We start from the raw sequence: 17403 nt of genomic DNA on the forward strand, positions 1-17403 counted from the left end.
TTATAAAAACAATATAAGAACGCTTGTGCGTAAATGTAAATAAAGGTAAAATATAACTACAATTGAATCTTGGGTGGGCATGGTTTCCCTTCGAAAGGAGGTGAAGCTATGGAAGTAAAAGATGCAATAACGATTATGTTCCTTTTCGGAATGTTTATCCTTGCTCTTTTAACCTATTTAAATAATAACAACAAGAGAAAGTAAAAACCCACCCCAAGATTGGAAGTCGAAGGTGGGTTTGTTCCGTACTGACCAAGAAGGGAATACCCATCCAAGCCAATTGTATGGACCAAGTGTTAGCGCACTTGGTCTTTATTAACTATATAATAACACATGTAAAAACATGTATCAAAACAATATTGAAAAACGATCAAAAAATATGTAAGTAATTCAATGGAGGCATTCCCATCATATAATACTATATCTACGCCGCGTCGCTACGCTCCTTGGTCTGCCCGAAGGTTTTCGGAGAAGTGGATTCAGCAGACAACCCTGCAAGGCAAAGAGGCGAAGCCACCCGGCGCGCAAAGGAGACATTATGAGAACAATAATAATCTTGCTTTTTTGTGCGATAATAACTATTGGATGTAATAAACAAAAAATAGATTTTGATGAAGTAACCAATTCATTAAATAAAGCTGAAAAAACAATGAATAGTAAAGATCGTATTGTGAGAATTGAAGCAAGTCCAAATAATGAAACAATAAATTTTAGAATAATGGTTGAAGATCGGATAACAAATGAACAAGCTAAAACTTTAGTTTCTGTATTTCTTAATGAAATTGAAAAGGGTATTCAAAATAAGGATTTATTAAGAAAAAGCTATTTGATTAAATTCGATATAATATCTCAAAAAGACGGGGCGATTTTATATAAAGGCCAGAGAAATAAAGGAGTGGAAGAGATTTGGTGGCAATTCTAGTAGCCAAGGGCTTCGTATAACACCTTCCGGTGTAGAATATATAGAGTTCTCTAGTAGGCTCTGACAGATGGCCCAGGCATGTTTAGGGTTGTCATATTCAGAAACTACAGACATTTCCTCGATAGTTCTTTTGTGATTATTTGAATGAGCAGCTAGAGCTTCAACTAGAACCCAACGATCGGGATAAATATCACGGATATTAACCCATTTCATATATGAACACCTCCGAAAAGACCTTATAAATGAATTGTACGACCCTACTGATGTCCGCATTGTGTTCTTGCCCGTCGAATCAGGATTCCAAACTTTATAGGCGATGATCATAGTTTTTATGTTTATCCCTTGTAAAGACCGCCAAAAATATATATCATATATAACAAATATATAATAATTGGTGAAAACATGAAAAATGAACGGATGCCGCTGTATCAACAAATTCAGGATTATGTTAAAGAGCTGATCGATTCCTCGGGGTTGAAGCAAGGCGACCGCATTCCATCGGAGAAGGAGCTAATGGAGCTCTTTCATGTGAGTAAAATTACCGTTGTTAATGCTTTAGCAGGCTTAGTTAATGAGGGGTTAATATCACGAATTCCAGGTCGAGGAAGTTTTGTGAGTAGCCCGAAATTAGACAAAACATACGCCGATTCAAGTCAACCTGTCGTCCGCCCCATGGATTCCTTGAATGTCATGGAGGAGAGGGATCTTATTGGCATTGTGATGCCGAGTATCGTAGATTATTTTTCAATACGATTACTGGAGGGCATGCAAAAAGGTTTAGAAGAACAAGGCTACCGATCCATCATTCAGCTAACCGGAGGGAGCTTAGAGCGAGAAAAAGAAGCTATTAAGCTGTTAATGGCGTTCGGCGTGAAGGGATTACTCGTTTTCCCGGTTGACGAAGAGAAATATAACGAGGAAATTATAAGCATGAAGTTCGGCAACTTTCCTTTCGTCCTGATCGACCGTTATTTGCCTGGCGTGGAGACGGATTACATTGCATCGGACGGGAAGATGGGCACTCAGCTTGCGGTAGATTACTTATGGGAGCTAGGTCATCGTGATATTGCGATTTGCTCGGACTCACCCATTCAGACGGTTACGGTACAGGAACGAATTGACGGATATATTAGCGCCCTGAAGAATAAAGGTGCACTCATTAATCCGGCGCATATTATAACCGGGTTTAGCATACTTGATTCGCAAGACTTCAAAGATCATGCACTGGCCAAATATATTAAGAGTAGAATGGCTACCGCTTATATTACATTAAACGGAAGACTGGGAGCCCGTATTTATCAAATCGCGGGACAGGCCGGATTACAGGTTCCGCAGGATTTATCGATTGTGACATTCGACGACCCTATGGCAATCATTGAAGGGCTAACGACATTCACGCATATCAAGCAGTTTGAATATGAAATGGGTTATAAGGCAGCCCAAATACTGCTTGAACGTACGAAATTAGAGCGGGAGCAAATGAAGAATTACAATAAGATATTAATGAAACCAGAGTTGATCATCCGTCAAACGACGAGTCCATACGTGTAAAGATCATAACGATAAGGCCCATGCATTTATGCATGGGCCTTATCGTTATTTAGATATCCTTAAGGTTTATCAGGGAGTCCGTTGGCTTGACTAATGAGCGAGAAATACTGATCCGCCCGGACGGCTTGATATTCTGGTCCTAGAGATTCCGTGAGTGCGGCAACATCGGTCGGCGTCATGCTCCAAGCCAACAATCCCAACGAAACGAATAGCGGTGATTTCCCGTCCCAATTGGCTTTGGCTTCATTGAGCACTTTCTTACCGTCATTTACGGTGCTAATGCCTCGAATCGTGGATACCGGAAGGCTATCGTTCATAATGGTAACGCCATACCGATCTTCCCAACTTAGGAACAGACCAGATGGTTTGTAGTATTCCTGATAGGCAGCTGCTTCGGACGGGCTGAGTGGAATATTCTGGCCGTCAATTCGGTTAAGTACATAAGTAATGTTCATGTCTGTTTTCTTCATGTAAGATCGAGTGAATTTCAAGAAATCTGGGAATGTAGCATCCGGCCAAGGGCTAGGACTGAAGTATCCAGCACCGGAAGGTCCTGCGATCAGGAGATCATTTTTTGTTGCTGTCTCTTGGTAGTGATTCAGGATTGCGGGAGCACCGTCATAGAGAAGCGGGCTGGTAGTCCAGTTGATAGGTACTTTACCGCGGCCGGGATCATCCCAGAGAATCCGCAACCGATGCTGGTTGTATTGGAAGTTGTCCCCTTCGCTAAAGGTGTACGTGACATAAATTTTATTCTCTAACTTAGGCGTTTGGACAGGTTTGGCTTCGATGGATTTTGCTTTGGTGCCTGAGAATACGGTCATATTGCTGAACCAATCCGCGGCAAGGACATAGACGCTATAGCCCGACACGATTTCGACGGAACTGAATTCGCCTTCGACGTCATTGCTGAACCAACCGAGGTACGGCGTTCTGGGTTGAACGCCAGATAGAATTTTCTCGAATAATGCTTTTTGTTCAGGCACATTCGAGTCTAACCAGAACACCATGGCTTTGTTGGCGACGGCATAATCGCGAAGGTAGCCGTAAGGTTCCTTCTGTTCGGACGAAGGTGGCTGGGTATTTCCGGCAGATACTTTGTATTGATTCCACATGTCGACAGAAGCGGTTAACTGCGTCGTGCCTGCAGGAGGCGTAAACTTGTAGATGAAGTAACGGTTATTGTCCGCGAACCGGTGTCCACCTTTTCCGGCGGATACTTGGGAATTTTGCCGATCATATAAGTAAGGCTCTTCTTCAGGGGTTCCCGGAATGAACTGCGCGATCGTCTGCCCGTCGGCTTGAACGGTGACTTGATGAACGGCAGCTCCCCAACCGTCCTGCGGGAAGGCGTCATCGAACCGGAGATATACGGAATCTTGGCCTAGATAAGTGGACAAGTCGAGATCATACACTTTGCGATTGTTCCCGTCTCGCTCCTGTGTTGTGTCTTCAGCAATCGTAGTGAAAGATTCAGGTATTCCACCCGGAATCCGGACGGATGTGCTCGGGCTTAACCCAACGAGCATCCGGTGCGTCGTATCCTTCCATAAATTCTCGTATTGCCATGTGTATGCATCCAGACGGTCTTTGAATTTGCCCTGCAAATCATCGATCACCTGTAAATTGTACGGGGATGCTTGCAGCTGCTTCGCCAATTCTGGACTAGCCACAACGGCGTCTTTCAGTCCCGCCAGCGTCGTTGCCACATTGATGGAGTCCTGAATCTTAGGATCATAGACGATGATACCCTGAGCTTCCTTGCTATATTTCTTCACCACATCCCAGTAATCTGCATGTTCTTGATAAGGTACTTGAAGGTCATCCAACCAGGTTTTTTTGCCTTCCTCGACATTCTCGAAGAGGTAGATTCTCGGTTCCTCGCGATTTACGATGCCTTGCAGCGTGGCAAGTAGTATTTTTATATCTCCGGGAGCATCATAGACATCCGCGACATCCAGGTGTTTTGCTTTGGCGAACGTAGGCAGCGCTTGTTGTGGGGACCATGTGATAGATCCCTTCTTCGACTGTGCATCAGGAGATGCATGTGCGCCAAATGAAAAAGATAACGTGCATATCAGTGCTAGACAAGTGATAGTTAGCTTTCGATACATGGTTTACACCTCTTCTTTGGATTAGATAGAACAACCTGATTTATTTGCTTTCTTCCACCTTCACCTCCTTTAACTTGATACCTTCCTTAGCAAAGGATCGTACCTAAAGTTATATTAAATATATTATTAACTTTTTTACAATAGCTTCGATAAAAGCTATCAAAATAGACAGCAATTTGCGATGTTTTTACAAAATAAGCTAACATGAATCTTGTTGTTTCACGGTTTTTCGACCAAGGATATCGATGTTCAGGTGCGATTCGTGTAGGTGATCTATACAGATTTTTCTTATTTTTTAAAAATGTATTAAAAATATATTGAATATATAAGACCTAGAGATTATACTTATAAACAATAAAAGGAATTATTTAACATGATATTGGAATCAATGGGAGATCACGAAAACACGGCATGGAGGTGTTCAGAATGGTTAGAAGCAGAAATGAGGAAAAGACTGGATTTCAAGAGTCTGGTCCGTATCACCCGGCGTATGATTTGCAGACCGATTTTGTCATGGTGTATGGAATTGATGATTCGATGCCTACGCGTATCCAGCAGTGGAAGGATCGGGGATATATTGTTCATTTAATGACAGGTGTTGCCTGGGGGAATTATGAGAATTATTTAAACGGGCAAATCGACGGAAGGACGCATTGGGACGAAGCGCAGATGGATAGGCACGAAGAACGGATCATTCACGGGGATACACCGGAGATTCCGTATATGGTACCAACACTGTCTTATGCAAAATTTTTGGCTGAAAGAATTCGTATTGCCGTTGATGCTGGCGTTGAAGCCATTCATCTGGAAGAACCGGAATTTTGGGTGAACGGCGGTTACTCGGAAGCCTTCCAACGGGAGTGGAGGTTGTATTACAAGGAGCCTTGGGCGCCACCGCACTCGTCACCGGATGCACAGTTCCGCGCCTCGAAGCTCAAAGCCTACTTATATACCCGTGCCTTGGACCGGTTATGCACGGAAATGAAAGACTATTGTTTGACAACGTACGGTCGGGATTTGCGATTTTACGTACCCACGCATAGTTTGATCAACTATACGCAATGGAGAATTGTCAGTCCGGAATCCCAGTTAATTGACCTGCCATCGATCGATGGGTACATTGCCCAAATCTGGACGGGGACATCCCGCACCCCCAACGTCTATCAAGGGCTGCGCAAAGAAAGAACGTTTGAAACCGCATACCTTGAATACGGAATGATGCAAGAGTTGGTCCGGGGGACGGGACGTAGGATGTGGTTTTTGCATGATCCAATTGAAGACAATCCGAACTACACCTGGTCAGATTACCAGCAAAACTATTACCAGAGTGTCACCGCTTCGCTGCTGCATCCCGCTGTATCGCATTTCGAGGTTTCCCCTTGGCCGAGACGGATTTTTCAAGGGAAATATCCATCCGAAGACGGCACAGGAAAAGAGAGCATTCCGCAGGACTATGCCACGACGCTGCTTCAAGTGATGCACACGTTAGGGCATATGGACCAAGATTGGGAACAAACAGAGGATGCGATGCAGCAGGTCGGGGTGTTCATTGCCGATTCGGCTATGTTCCAGCGCATGAAGATAGAAGACGATAACACACCTGCTATTACAAGTAAATATGATGGCACGAATTCGGAAGCACTCGAGGCAGAAGGAGATATAGAGCTGCTTAATTTTTCACCCTTTTATGGGCTTGCTCTACCTTTGCTCAAGCATGGTATTCCGGTTCGACCCGTTCAACTAGACAATGTGCGGCGCTTTGCCCATTATTTGAACGACTACAAGGTTCTGGTGCTGAGTTATGAATTCATGAAGCCGGAATATCCGGACCTTCATTTTGCTCTGGCAGGGTGGGTTAGGAACGGAGGCGCACTGGTGTATGTCGGCGACGATACCGACCCATATCATGGCGTAAGAGCCTGGTGGAATGAAACCGATTCCAAATATGCATGCCCTCGTGAACATCTCTTTGAGCAATTCGGCTTGAAGGATGCAGAGGACGGTGTTTATCAAGTCGGTAAGGGGGCGGTTGGTTATCTGCCTGTGGCTCCAGAGGGTTGCGCCATATCGGAGGAAGGTGCGAACGCCTTACGCACCATGGTTATGAAGACAATGGAAGCGCTTAATAATCCAGATTGCAAGTGGCGGCCGAAGCATTATTTCCAGGTGTGCCGCGGCCCCTACATTATAGCTGCTGTTCTTGACGAGTCGGTTGCAGATTCGCCAGTGACGATACCGGGTCCTGTAGTGGATTTATTCGATCCGTCACTATCCGTCAAGCATGACGTACAAGTAGCTCCCGGGGAACAAGTCTTGTTGTTTGATTTAGAAAAAGGACGCGTTGCCGTCGGAGAGGCGGGTTGTATTGCGGCATCATCACGCATTGAATCAGGATCACGAAGCAGCTCCGGATTTGAATTTCAAGTCAAGGGACCTGAGGATATGTCTGCCACAGCTCGTTTCTATTGTTCGAAGCAGCCTGTTGCCGCTGTGATGGACTGTCACGATAAGGCGGAGTCGATCCCGTTCGAATGGGATGAAGCATCTGGTACGGTATTGCTCCGGTACTGCCATCGAAGCGACACAGATGTCGTTGTGAAGGTAAGTTGGGAAGCGAGCGAAGTGCAATAGAGAGGGGACATAATATGCCATACGAAATCGTCAGGCTGGAGCAACTGAAATCCGCGTTAAACGAATGGAAAGAACAAATATATATTCCGTTGGAAAAATTAAGCGTAACAGCTTGGGTGACAGCGGAACCCGTCCCTTTTGAAGAACGAATGTCTGGAAGAAGGATGGAGCTTTTACCAAGTGATCGGTGGGGCAACCTGTGGGATTGCGCATGGGTTCACTTTACCGGTGCGGTTCCGGCGTCGGCTAAAGGCGCTAAAGTGGTTTTGCTGATCGATGTGAATGGGGAGCTTTGTCTTGTGGACGATGCCGGTTCACCTCGACAGGGACTGACGAATATTAACTCAGAATTTGATTATTCGCTTGGTTTGCCAGGCAAGCGGGTTGTGCATGTAACTGAATCATCGACTGGCGAGGAGCTCATTGAGGTATGGGGCGATGCAGGATGCAATGATTTATTCGGCAGGTATCGAAGCGGAACGCTGAAAGAAGCGGTCATCGCCATCTGCCGCGAGGAAGTTCGACAGCTCTATTATGATGCGGAAGTGCTTCTAGAAACTGCGGAACATCTCCCTGAAGGATCGGCTCGGAAGGAGCAGATCGCGCAAGTGCTGTATGAGGTGTCATTGTTGTTAACGGAATTGACGGATGAGCGCGTTGCTCGCGCAAGGGCGATCCTCGGCACACAGCTCTCGAAACGGGGCGGTGATCCGACGCTAACCATTAGCGCAGTGGGGCATGCACATATTGATCTAGCATGGTTATGGCCGATTCGGGAGACGATTCGCAAAGGCGCAAGAACGTTCTCTACCGCCCTTCGGATGATGGAACGCTACCCTGATTATGTATTCGGGGCAAGCCAACCGCAGTTGTACGATTGGATGAAGTTACACTATCCGAAGCTGTACGAGGAACTGAGCCAGCGCGTTCGGGAAGGTCGTTGGGAGCTTCAAGGCGCGATGTGGGTCGAGTCGGACACGAATGTGCCTGGCGGTGAATCGCTGATCCGGCAGATTCTGTACGGCAAACGGTTCTTTCAACAGGAATTCGGACAAGAGATGAAGTCGCTCTGGATGCCGGACGTATTCGGATATTCCGCGAGCTTGCCGCAGTTATTGAGAAAATCCGGCGTTGACTACATGATGACGCAGAAGTTGTCTTGGAGTGTGTATAACCGACATCCGCACCATACCTTCATGTGGGAGGGCATCGACGGCTCGAAGGTGCTGACGCATATGCCGCCGGAAGATACGTATAACAGCCCTGCGGCGCCGCGATCCATTGTGAAGGCGGAGACGCAATATCTGGACAAGAACGTGTCCGATCATTGTCTCATGTTATTTGGAATTGGCGACGGCGGCGGTGGACCGGGCGAGGAGCACCTCGAGCGACTAGCACGTGAGAAAAACTTGCTCGGTCTGAGTCCGGTGGAACAGATGCCTTCCTCCGTCTTCTTCGAGAAACTGAGCGAAGGGGCGGAAAAGTATCAAACGTGGTGCGGAGAATTGTATCTGGAGAAGCATCAGGGAACATTGACCAGCCAGGCTCGGAATAAGCGGTATAACCGCAAGCTGGAGAAAGCGCTGCGGGAGCTGGAGTTTGCTGCAGTCCTAGCGCGTCTAGCAAGTGGGAACGAGTATCCGGCAGAAGCCCTGGAAGTCATATGGAAGGAAGTCCTGTTGTATCAGTTCCATGATATTTTGCCAGGATCGTCCATTAAACGGGTATACGATGAGTCCTTGGAACGGTATGCCGCATTACAGGCACAAGTTGATCGCTTGATTGCCTCCTCCTATAACGCAGTGGCGAGCAAGCTTCCTGTACATGGGACGGAAGGTAATTCGTACGCGATATTCAACTCCTTGTCTTGGGCACGGGATGGATGGATCAAATTCGATGGGCAATGGATTCGCGTCAATGTCCCATCCATGGGATACGCCGTATCCACTGGGCTTGAACAAGCCAAAGACTTTGAAGAAGTGGCTGCTTCTACGGGTGTGGGGGAGATCTTACCGGATCAAACAGCGACGGGAGCTCCTGTCATCCAGAATGACCTGTTGGTTCTAACGTTCGCTTCTGACGGTTCCATCGCTTCCATTTATGATAAAGAACATCGGCGCGAAGTCGTGCCGCAAGATCAGAAGGCGAATGCGCTTCGCGTCTATCATGATCCGGGGGATGCATGGGATTTTCGCCAGGACTACCGGCAGACCGACAGCCTTTCGATGCAGCTGGAAGAATCGGTTCCCTACCAAGATGGGCCGACAGCTGGCTTGATCCACCAATACCGGTTCAGGCAATCCACATTGACGCAGAAGGTTGTGTTGACGCACGGCAGCCGAAGAATTGATTTCGTGACACATGTAGATTGGCAGGAGTCCGGCAAAATGCTGCGTACATCATTCCCTGTTCAAGTTCGATCGGATACGGTCAGCTGTGAGATCCAATTCGGTTACTTAAAACGGCCGACCCACCGCAATACGATGTGGGATTATGCCAAGGATGAGATCTGTGCGCATCATTGGGTAGATCTGTCGGAACCGGATTATGGAGTAGCGCTGTTGAACGACTGCAAATATGGTCATCGCGCGGAGAATAACGTACTCGACTTGAATCTGCTGCGCAGTACGTCATATCCGGATCCCGAAGCCGATCGGGCAGAACATCATTTTACGTACGCGCTCTACCCTCACAAGGGAGATCATGTTCAAGCTGAAGTGTATAAGCAAGGCTATGACCTGAATGTTCCGCTTCAAGTGATTCCGGTATCCGCTGAATCCGGTGGAGCAGGGCAGCTCCCGTCATCACAAGCTTTGTTATACCTCGATCATCCGAACGTTATGGTGGAAACGGTGAAGAAAACAGAGGATGGAGAGGATCTCATTATCAGGCTATACGAGACAGCTGGAACTCACGCTGCTACAACGCTGCATTTCGGATTCAATGTCTTGGAAGTTTGGGAAGCTGATCTTATGGAAGTAAAGCTTGAATCTATACCCGTCGATGAGGGTAAGGTGGAGCTAACTTTTACACCGTTTGAGATTAAGACGTTACGATTGACGAATCAAGCTATGATTGCAGAGTAAAGGAGGAACTCTTATGATGGCACCTAATTTGAGAAAGCGGATTTGGCAACACAAAATATTCTACTTGTTTATGCTGCCGGGCATCGTGTGGTTTTTCATTTTCTCGTATGTGCCCCTATTCGGCATTCAGGTCGCGTTCCGTGATTACACCTTTTCGGGCGGCTTCACCGGAAGTCCATGGGCGGGTCTGAAATATTTTCAGCAATTTTTCGATTACTACAAGTCCGCGGAAATCATTCGCAACACGATTATTATCAGTTTCATGAAACTGGCTGTCGGTTTTCTGATGCCGATTATATTAGCCATCCTATTAAATGAGGTACGCAGTCTAAAATTTAAGAAAACTGTGCAAACGCTTTCTTACTTGCCTCATTTCGTTTCCTGGATCGTTGTTGTTACCCTGATGCAGCGGCTCTTGACACCCTATGGCGGGCCGGTTAACGATCTGTTAGGCGTTTTTGGAGTACAGCCTATCCAATTCCTCTATAATACGTCTTGGTTCTATCAAGTCATCCTCGGATCGGATATCTGGAAGAACATAGGTTGGAACTCTATCATTTATATGGCCGCGATTGCTGGTGTCGATCAACAGTTGTATGAAGCAGCTAAAATTGACGGCGCGAACCGGTTCCGGCAAATCTGGCATGTGACGCTCCCCGGTGTTCGCAACATTGCCATTATCCTGTTCATCCTGTCGATCGGCAGCTTAATGAGCGCCGGATACGAGCAGTTATTGCTCCTCAACGGGCCGGCTACAGCAGGCATTGGAAGTGTCCTCGATGTCCATGTTATCACATCAGGCATAAGTGAAGGACGATTAAGCTACGCAGCCGCTGTCGGCCTCTTCCAGAGCATCATCGGTCTCATCTTAATTCTGACAGTCAACCGAATTGCCCGCAAGGTTAGTGACGTATCCCTGTTCTAAGGAGGTGGCAAGATGAAACGCAAAGTGTCGATTTTCAACCTTATCAATTATTGTGTATTGGCTTTAGTTGGATTTTCAATGATCTATCCCTTCATCTACATCCTAGCGTATTCGTTGAACGACGGGAAGGATTCCATGTTGGGTGCCTTGTATTTCCTTCCCCGCAAGTTTACGTGGGACAATTATGCCCAGGTATTCGACAATGCCCGTATTTGGCAGGCGTACAAGATTACATTGATGCGTACGATTCTCGGTACGTTCCTTCATGTCGTACTCTGTTCGCTCCTGGCTTATGCCTTGTCCAAAAAGTCATTGCCGGGAAGATCATTCTTCGCCTTCTATATATTCCTGCCTACGATCTTTAGCGCAGGGTTCATTCCATACTTCATTACCCTACAGAAACTTCATCTCATCAACAGCTTCTGGGTGTATGTGATACCGATGTTGTTCAACTTCATGCATGTTGTCATCATTCGAACATTCCTGCAAGGCATTCCCGCAGAGCTGGAAGAGTCGGCCCGCATTGACGGCTATGGGGATTTTCAGATCTTCTTGCGCATCATTCTGCCTTTATCAGGTCCGGTGCTTGCAACGATCTCGCTATTTATCGGCGTCGCGCATTGGAATGATTGGTTTACCGGGGCTTATTACGTATCGGATAAGAATTTAATACCCGTGCAGACCCTGCTTCAGCAGATGTTAAGCCAAGCGGAGGCATTATCCTCCTCCATGGCGCGTTCTGCGCAGCAAGGCGGTCAGACGATCAGCGCCAGCGCACAAGGATCAACCCCTGAGTCATTGCGTATGGCATTGCTCGTTGTCACTGTATTTCCCATTCTCTGTATTTATCCGTTCTTGCAGCGGTATTTCGTTAAGGGCGTTATGATCGGTTCGGTCAAAGGATAAAAGTCCTCATGTAGGACATTATCATACCTTTAAAAATCGTATTGGGAGGGTTCGTATGAAGAAGATCTGGTTTAAAGGCGTATCCATACTAATTGCATCTACACTTGTTTTAGGTATGTTGGCAGGGTGCACGACCAAGGAGAATGCTGAGAATGGCGGGAAAGAGGGTACTTCGACAGATAAGACGGTGAAGCTGAAAGTCTTGCACAATTGGAACGGATCTTCAGGGACTGATGTCGATATGACGCCAATAGCAGAAGTCATCAAAGAGAAAACCGGCGTCACCGTCGAATGGGAGTATACCACGGGCAGCGAAGTGGAGAAGGTGAATGCCATATTCGCAACTCAAGATTTGCCTGATATTTATACAGGACCTGCATGGGGTGGAGAATTGGATGGCATGATCAAAGCAGCCAAGGAGGACCAATTGGTTGACATCTCCGATAAACTGGATAAATATCCGAACCTAGCCAAGTCCATCGCCAAAGAAAACGTCCCGCCAGCATTGTATGAAAAGGCGATCGATGCGTATGGCGGCAAAAAATACTTACTGCTCCAGAACCAGCCTGCAACGGATAAGGACGGTACGGATTGGTTATACGGGTTCTATGTGCGCAAAGATATTGCAGAGCAAATAGGAGTGGATCCGCAATCCATTGTCACAAAAGAAGATTTCTATAACTTTCTGAAAAAGATTAAAGATGCGAACCTACAGGCCAACGGTCAACCCGTCATTCCGTTCGGAGGCTTCAGTAACGGTTGGGCTGTTGGGATCGGTAATACTATGTTTTATGGCGGCGCCGGATACATGGATAAAGGCGACGGTACCCTCGAAAATAGTTTCTTTACCAAGGAATATGATGACTATACGTTGTATTATCGCAAACTGATTGCCGAAGGACTGCTGGATAACGAATCGTTCACGCAAACGGATCCTATCGCCAAAGAGAAAGTATCGCAAGGACGCGTCGCGGTACTTGCTGCACACTTCCCGGCGATATATGACGCATCCAAAGAATATGTGAAATCGCATCCGGGGAGCGATTATATCCCGATCGGCCCATTGGAACGAGGAGGCGTAGATCCGAGTCGTCCAGTCGATCTAGGCATCCAAGGAAATAACGTAACGGCTATTACCAAAGCGTGCAAAGATGTGGATGCTGCACTCCGCCTTCTTGATTTCCTTGCTTCGGACGAAGGTTTCCTGCTAGTTCGTTACGGTGTACAGGGAACGCATTGGGATATGGTAGACGGTAAGCCGACACCGAAGCAGGAATGGTTCGATAAATTTGCTGCCGATACCTCATCTACTTTAACAGTTCGCAAGAGTGTAGGCATTAACATCGGATTTGAGTCGATGACAGGACGAGATCGTCTTAATTCTGTGGGCGCAGGCGATTTCTGGCTCGATAAAGAGCGGGTTCAAGCCATGGAGAGCGCTCGTAAAATTCTGCGGCCAAACGGAGTCAATATCGTTACTGGGTATAACCCGGGTGATGTCATTATGAAATCCGAGCAATGGGAGATGCTGAAGCCGTCGATGGATAAAATGGGGGATGTATGGAAAGAGGCTATATTTGCGAAGTCAGATGACGCAGCGTTGAAACTGATGAATGATTTCCGCAATCAAATGAAGAAAACAGGGTATGACGAAGCCATGAAGTATACGAATGATCAATTGAAAGGCAAAGATGTCGTCACCATCCAAATGCCGAATTAATAAAAGTTCATCGTAGGGAGCCGTTGTGCTCCCTTATTTTTAAGAGAAACCGAATTTAACTGCATATAAAGGAGATGTGTTCCGTGACTAATTCCTTCAGACCCCCATCCGTACCTCTTATTTCAGTGGATCCTTATTTTAGCGTCTGGTCAGCGGCGGATCGTCTTTACGATCAACATACCGTTCATTGGACAAACAAGCGGCATAGTATGGCAGGCATCATTCGAATCGACGGAAAGTCGAGAAGATTCATGGGCAAAGTGGAAATGGCCGATGAGACAGCGAATGAGGAAACGCCGGTATTGGAGCAGCAAAGCTTGAAGGTCGAGCCGTTAATAACGACCTATGTATTTGAAGGTGACGGCATTCAGCTGGAAGTGAACTTTACGACCCCGTTGCTTCTAGATGATCTAGATGTATTATCTAGACCTGTTTCCTATATGACATTTCGTGTTCACTCGGTAGACGGCGAACCGCATGATGTTCAAGTTTACGTCGATATCTCTGGCGAATTGGCAAGGAACACGCCGGATCAACTTCTAAGCTGGTTCCGTACAGAATTAAATGACAATATTACGGCGATGTTCATGGGCACGAAGGAACAACCCGTTTTGCAGCGTATCGGTGACGACACCAGAATCGATTGGGGTTACGCCTATCTTGTCTCGCAACAGTCCGAGAACGTTCACACGGCTATAGGTTCTTATCAGATCAGAAGACAGTTCATAGAAAAGGGATGCTTGCCGCCGAAAGACGCTGATTCCAGCACAAATGATGCAGCAACAGATATCCCTGTCATGGCTTGTGTCATTGATTTCGCTCAAGTTGATGATCGACAAAAATCGCATTATGTGATCGCAGCGTATGACGATATCCATTCCATTGAATATTTTGGCAAGCCATTGCCTGCCTATTGGCGCAGAGAAGGAACATCGTTTGAGGACATGTTATCCTTGGCTGTGACAGAATACGAGGAGATCCATGACCGATGTACAGCTTTTAACCGCCAACTAATTCAAGAAAGCATCGAGGCAGGTGGAGACAAATATGCAGATTTGTTGTCGCTCGCTTACAGGCAGGCTATCGCTGCGCATAAGCTCGTATGTGATGAGAATGGAGAGATCTTGTTCTTATCTAAGGAAAACTTCAGTAACGGTTGCATCGCCACCGTAGATGTAAGCTATCCGTCTATACCACTGTTTTTGCGTTATAACCCGGAGCTTGTTAAAGGGATGATGAGGCCGATATTTCGGTACGCGAATAGTCCGTCATGGACGTTCGATTTTGCTCCACATGATGTGGGTTGTTACCCGAAAGCCAACGGCCAAGTATATGGAGAGAATAAATTGGAGTACCAGATGCCTATTGAGGAATGCGGCAATATGCTGATCATGGCTGCTTCTGTCTGTTTATATGAAGGACGGGCGGACTTTGCAAGGGAGCATTGGGATTTGCTGACGAAGTGGGCGGCTTATTTAAAAGAAAATGGATTGGATCCGGACAATCAACTGTGCACGGATGATTTTGCGGGCCATTTAGCGCATAACGCCAATCTCTCCATTAAAGCCATTGTTGGGATAGGTGCTTATGCTGCCCTCTGTTCGATGCTCGGTGAGAAGGACGCGAGCGTCTATTCCAATCATGCTCAACAAATGGCATCGGATTGGGAGACATTGGCCTATGCGAATGATCATTATAAGCTTACATTCGATAGCTCGGAGGAATCTTGGAGTTTGAAGTATAACCTGGTATGGGATCGTCTCTTCGGTCTGAATTTATTTTCGGCTTCGATTAGGGAACAAGAAATGGAGTATTATAAGGTCCAACAGCATAAATACGGCACACCGCTTGACAGCAGGAATACCTATACTAAGGCGGATTGGCTCGTATGGTGTGCATCCATGGCGAACTCCAAAGCAGACTTTGAACAGATGATCCAACCGCTCTGGCTTGTATTCCATGAATCCGCCAGCAGGGTACCCTTGACGGATTGGTATGATACGATAACGGGCAACCAGATGAATTTTCAGAATCGGTCGGTCGTTGGAGGGTTTTTTATCCAGCTCCTGCATCCTACGACATGGAAGCCCGCCGCGATAGCAGAAACTAAGGTTGGAAGGTCATAGAATGAGGGACTCCCCAAGTGCAGAAATGCTAGGGGAGTCCCTTTCTGTTATTTGCAAAAAATACAGTTATTTACAATGATAGACAGAGATATTATGATCTAAGTAGTGTTCGATTACATAAAGGAGGATTAGATGAATGAGTAAAGTGGGTTTCTCGGTACAAGTATTATTAGTGTCGAATCTGGAACAATCTCAAGCCTTCTATCGCGATGTCCTAGGTTGTGATGTCACCGACTTTTGGGCGGTCCGCGATGATTTCGCGCTTGGCTTCAAATTAATGCAAGCGGATCAAGCGGAAGACGTTAAACCGAACAAACCAGGTCGCGGGCAATTGATTCCATGGGATACCTATGCTTATGTAGAAACACATCAAGAATTGGACCAACTCTATCAACAACTGAAAGATAAGGGAGCGGGTATCGTACAAGAACCTTCGACCACAGAGGCAGATTGGGGTTCATGGAAAGAATTCGCGATTAAAGATCCGGATAGCTATGTGATTGCCTTTGGTTCAGGTAAAAAAGACTAGAATGATCCGCACGTCGGTCCATGTTGACTGATCCGTGCGGATTTTTTTACGAGGGTAGAGGTTTTTCTCATGACGATACGGGAATATCACATGATGACGAATTATGTGATTCCGTGCCACTCGGTTAGATATAAAATAGGATAAAATTTCCATGAAGTTCGTTCTTTTCATACATGATACATGATATACTATGGGCATGTCGTAAAAATGGAGATGAGCCCCATGGCAGATAAACGATTGAGCCGCTATGTTTTAACGGATGAACTCTATGGATTGTTGAAGCAAAAAATCCTGTCCCATGACATATCCGCAGGGAACAAAATCAATATCGATCAATTAGCGAGGGATTTGGGCGTCAGCAATATCCCGATTCGAGAGGCATTGTTCCGCTTGGCTTCCGAAGGGTTTGTCAAAGTCGTGCCATTTAAAGGGATGTATGTCGCAGAAATGAACATGACGGATATCGACGAAATTTTCGAAATTCGCTATGCGTTAGAGGAACTTTCCGTTCGAAAGGCGGCACCACATATCCCCCAAGCCCGACTCGAACAAATTCTGCAAGAACTTGACACCGATGAACAAATATTGGAGGCGAGCCATGAAGCGAACGTGATCTCCAGGATGAATCATGATCTGCATGGAACGATATTAGCTTATGCAGGCAATGAAAACCTGAAGCAGATGGTGACGGCGTTAATCGAACGGGTTCATCGCTATTTGAACTTGGTTCATTACAAAATCGACATCAGCGCGGAAATTGAGGAACATCGAAAGATTGTGTCAGCGTTGCTTGAAAGGGATACGGAAAAGGCCGTAGAGGCTTCCAGAATCCATCTACAGCAGGCCTATCAACGGTTGCGAGGCAACTATAAATAACTTCCATATTCTTCTTT

General features: G+C 46.4%; 12 protein-coding genes. 11 read left to right on the forward strand and 1 reads right to left on the reverse strand.

Annotated features, from left to right (window positions below; all coding sequences use genetic code 11):
* Positions 1-108: 108 nt before the first annotated feature.
* From comI to BVG16_RS07270, 3 genes are all read left to right on the forward strand, one after another.
* Positions 109-204, forward strand: a complete 96-nt coding sequence (comI, locus tag BVG16_RS33285) for a competence inhibitor ComI (RefSeq protein WP_233146917.1) — start codon at positions 109-111, stop codon at positions 202-204.
* A 334-nt stretch (positions 205-538) separates the two neighbouring features.
* Complete coding sequence (locus BVG16_RS32380) at positions 539-922, forward strand: hypothetical protein (RefSeq protein WP_144027313.1); 384 nt, start codon at positions 539-541, stop codon at positions 920-922.
* Between the two features lie 402 nt (positions 923-1324).
* On the forward strand, positions 1325-2473 hold the full coding sequence (locus tag BVG16_RS07270) for a GntR family transcriptional regulator (protein WP_198957430.1): 1149 nt from the start codon (positions 1325-1327) through the stop codon (positions 2471-2473).
* Positions 2474-2532: 59 nt separating this feature from the next.
* Here BVG16_RS07270 and BVG16_RS07275 read toward each other — a convergent pair whose 3' ends face one another.
* Positions 2533-4587, reverse strand: a complete 2055-nt coding sequence (locus BVG16_RS07275) for a GxGYxYP domain-containing protein (protein WP_078497860.1) — start codon at positions 4585-4587, stop codon at positions 2533-2535.
* A 426-nt stretch (positions 4588-5013) separates the two neighbouring features.
* Here BVG16_RS07275 and BVG16_RS07280 point away from each other — a divergent pair, with 426 nt between their 5' ends.
* The 8 genes from BVG16_RS07280 (at position 5014) to BVG16_RS07315 (ending at position 17386) form a co-directional block, all read left to right on the forward strand.
* Positions 5014-7218, forward strand: a complete 2205-nt coding sequence (locus BVG16_RS07280; protein ID WP_078497861.1) for a hypothetical protein — start codon at positions 5014-5016, stop codon at positions 7216-7218.
* A gap of 14 nt (positions 7219-7232) precedes the next feature.
* Positions 7233-10304 (forward strand): alpha-mannosidase, encoded by a 3072-nt coding sequence (locus BVG16_RS07285; protein WP_078497862.1) that lies wholly within the window; start codon positions 7233-7235, stop codon positions 10302-10304.
* A 13-nt stretch (positions 10305-10317) separates the two neighbouring features.
* Complete coding sequence (locus BVG16_RS07290) at positions 10318-11229, forward strand: ABC transporter permease (protein ID WP_078497863.1); 912 nt, start codon at positions 10318-10320, stop codon at positions 11227-11229.
* A gap of 12 nt (positions 11230-11241) precedes the next feature.
* Positions 11242-12135 (forward strand): carbohydrate ABC transporter permease, encoded by an 894-nt coding sequence (locus BVG16_RS07295; RefSeq protein ID WP_078497864.1) that lies wholly within the window; start codon positions 11242-11244, stop codon positions 12133-12135.
* A 55-nt stretch (positions 12136-12190) separates the two neighbouring features.
* A complete protein-coding gene (locus tag BVG16_RS07300; RefSeq protein ID WP_078497865.1) occupies positions 12191-13855 on the forward strand; it encodes an extracellular solute-binding protein in 1665 nt (554 codons plus the stop codon).
* A gap of 74 nt (positions 13856-13929) precedes the next feature.
* A complete protein-coding gene (locus tag BVG16_RS07305) occupies positions 13930-15981 on the forward strand; it encodes a glutaminase family protein (RefSeq protein WP_078497866.1) in 2052 nt (683 codons plus the stop codon).
* Positions 15982-16117: 136 nt separating this feature from the next.
* On the forward strand, positions 16118-16510 hold the full coding sequence (locus BVG16_RS07310) for a VOC family protein (RefSeq protein ID WP_078497867.1): 393 nt from the start codon (positions 16118-16120) through the stop codon (positions 16508-16510).
* Positions 16511-16732: 222 nt separating this feature from the next.
* Positions 16733-17386: a GntR family transcriptional regulator gene (locus tag BVG16_RS07315; protein WP_078497868.1), complete on the forward strand. Its 654-nt coding sequence runs from the start codon at positions 16733-16735 to the stop codon at positions 17384-17386.
* Positions 17387-17403: the final 17 nt, after the last annotated feature.

The sequence above is a fragment of the Paenibacillus selenitireducens genome (assembly GCF_002021565.1).
Lineage (GTDB): Bacteria > Bacillota > Bacilli > Paenibacillales > Paenibacillaceae > Paenibacillus_K > Paenibacillus_K selenitireducens.

Bases quoted from the DNA above. Each gene is read 5' to 3' on its own strand.
- comI (WP_233146917.1), top strand. From the start codon at position 109: ATGGAAGTAAAAGATGCAATAACGATTATGTTCCTTTTCGGAATGTTT.
- BVG16_RS32380 (WP_144027313.1), top strand. From the start codon at position 539: ATGAGAACAATAATAATCTTGCTTTTTTGTGCGATAATAACTATTGGA.
- BVG16_RS07270 (WP_198957430.1), top strand. From the start codon at position 1,325: ATGAAAAATGAACGGATGCCGCTGTATCAACAAATTCAGGATTATGTT.
- BVG16_RS07275 (WP_078497860.1), bottom strand. From the start codon at position 4,587: ATGTATCGAAAGCTAACTATCACTTGTCTAGCACTGATATGCACGTTA.
- BVG16_RS07280 (WP_078497861.1), top strand. From the start codon at position 5,014: ATGGTTAGAAGCAGAAATGAGGAAAAGACTGGATTTCAAGAGTCTGGT.
- BVG16_RS07285 (WP_078497862.1), top strand. From the start codon at position 7,233: ATGCCATACGAAATCGTCAGGCTGGAGCAACTGAAATCCGCGTTAAAC.
- BVG16_RS07290 (WP_078497863.1), top strand. From the start codon at position 10,318: ATGATGGCACCTAATTTGAGAAAGCGGATTTGGCAACACAAAATATTC.
- BVG16_RS07295 (WP_078497864.1), top strand. From the start codon at position 11,242: ATGAAACGCAAAGTGTCGATTTTCAACCTTATCAATTATTGTGTATTG.
- BVG16_RS07300 (WP_078497865.1), top strand. From the start codon at position 12,191: ATGAAGAAGATCTGGTTTAAAGGCGTATCCATACTAATTGCATCTACA.
- BVG16_RS07305 (WP_078497866.1), top strand. From the start codon at position 13,930: ATGTGTTCCGTGACTAATTCCTTCAGACCCCCATCCGTACCTCTTATT.
- BVG16_RS07310 (WP_078497867.1), top strand. From the start codon at position 16,118: ATGAGTAAAGTGGGTTTCTCGGTACAAGTATTATTAGTGTCGAATCTG.
- BVG16_RS07315 (WP_078497868.1), top strand. From the start codon at position 16,733: ATGGCAGATAAACGATTGAGCCGCTATGTTTTAACGGATGAACTCTAT.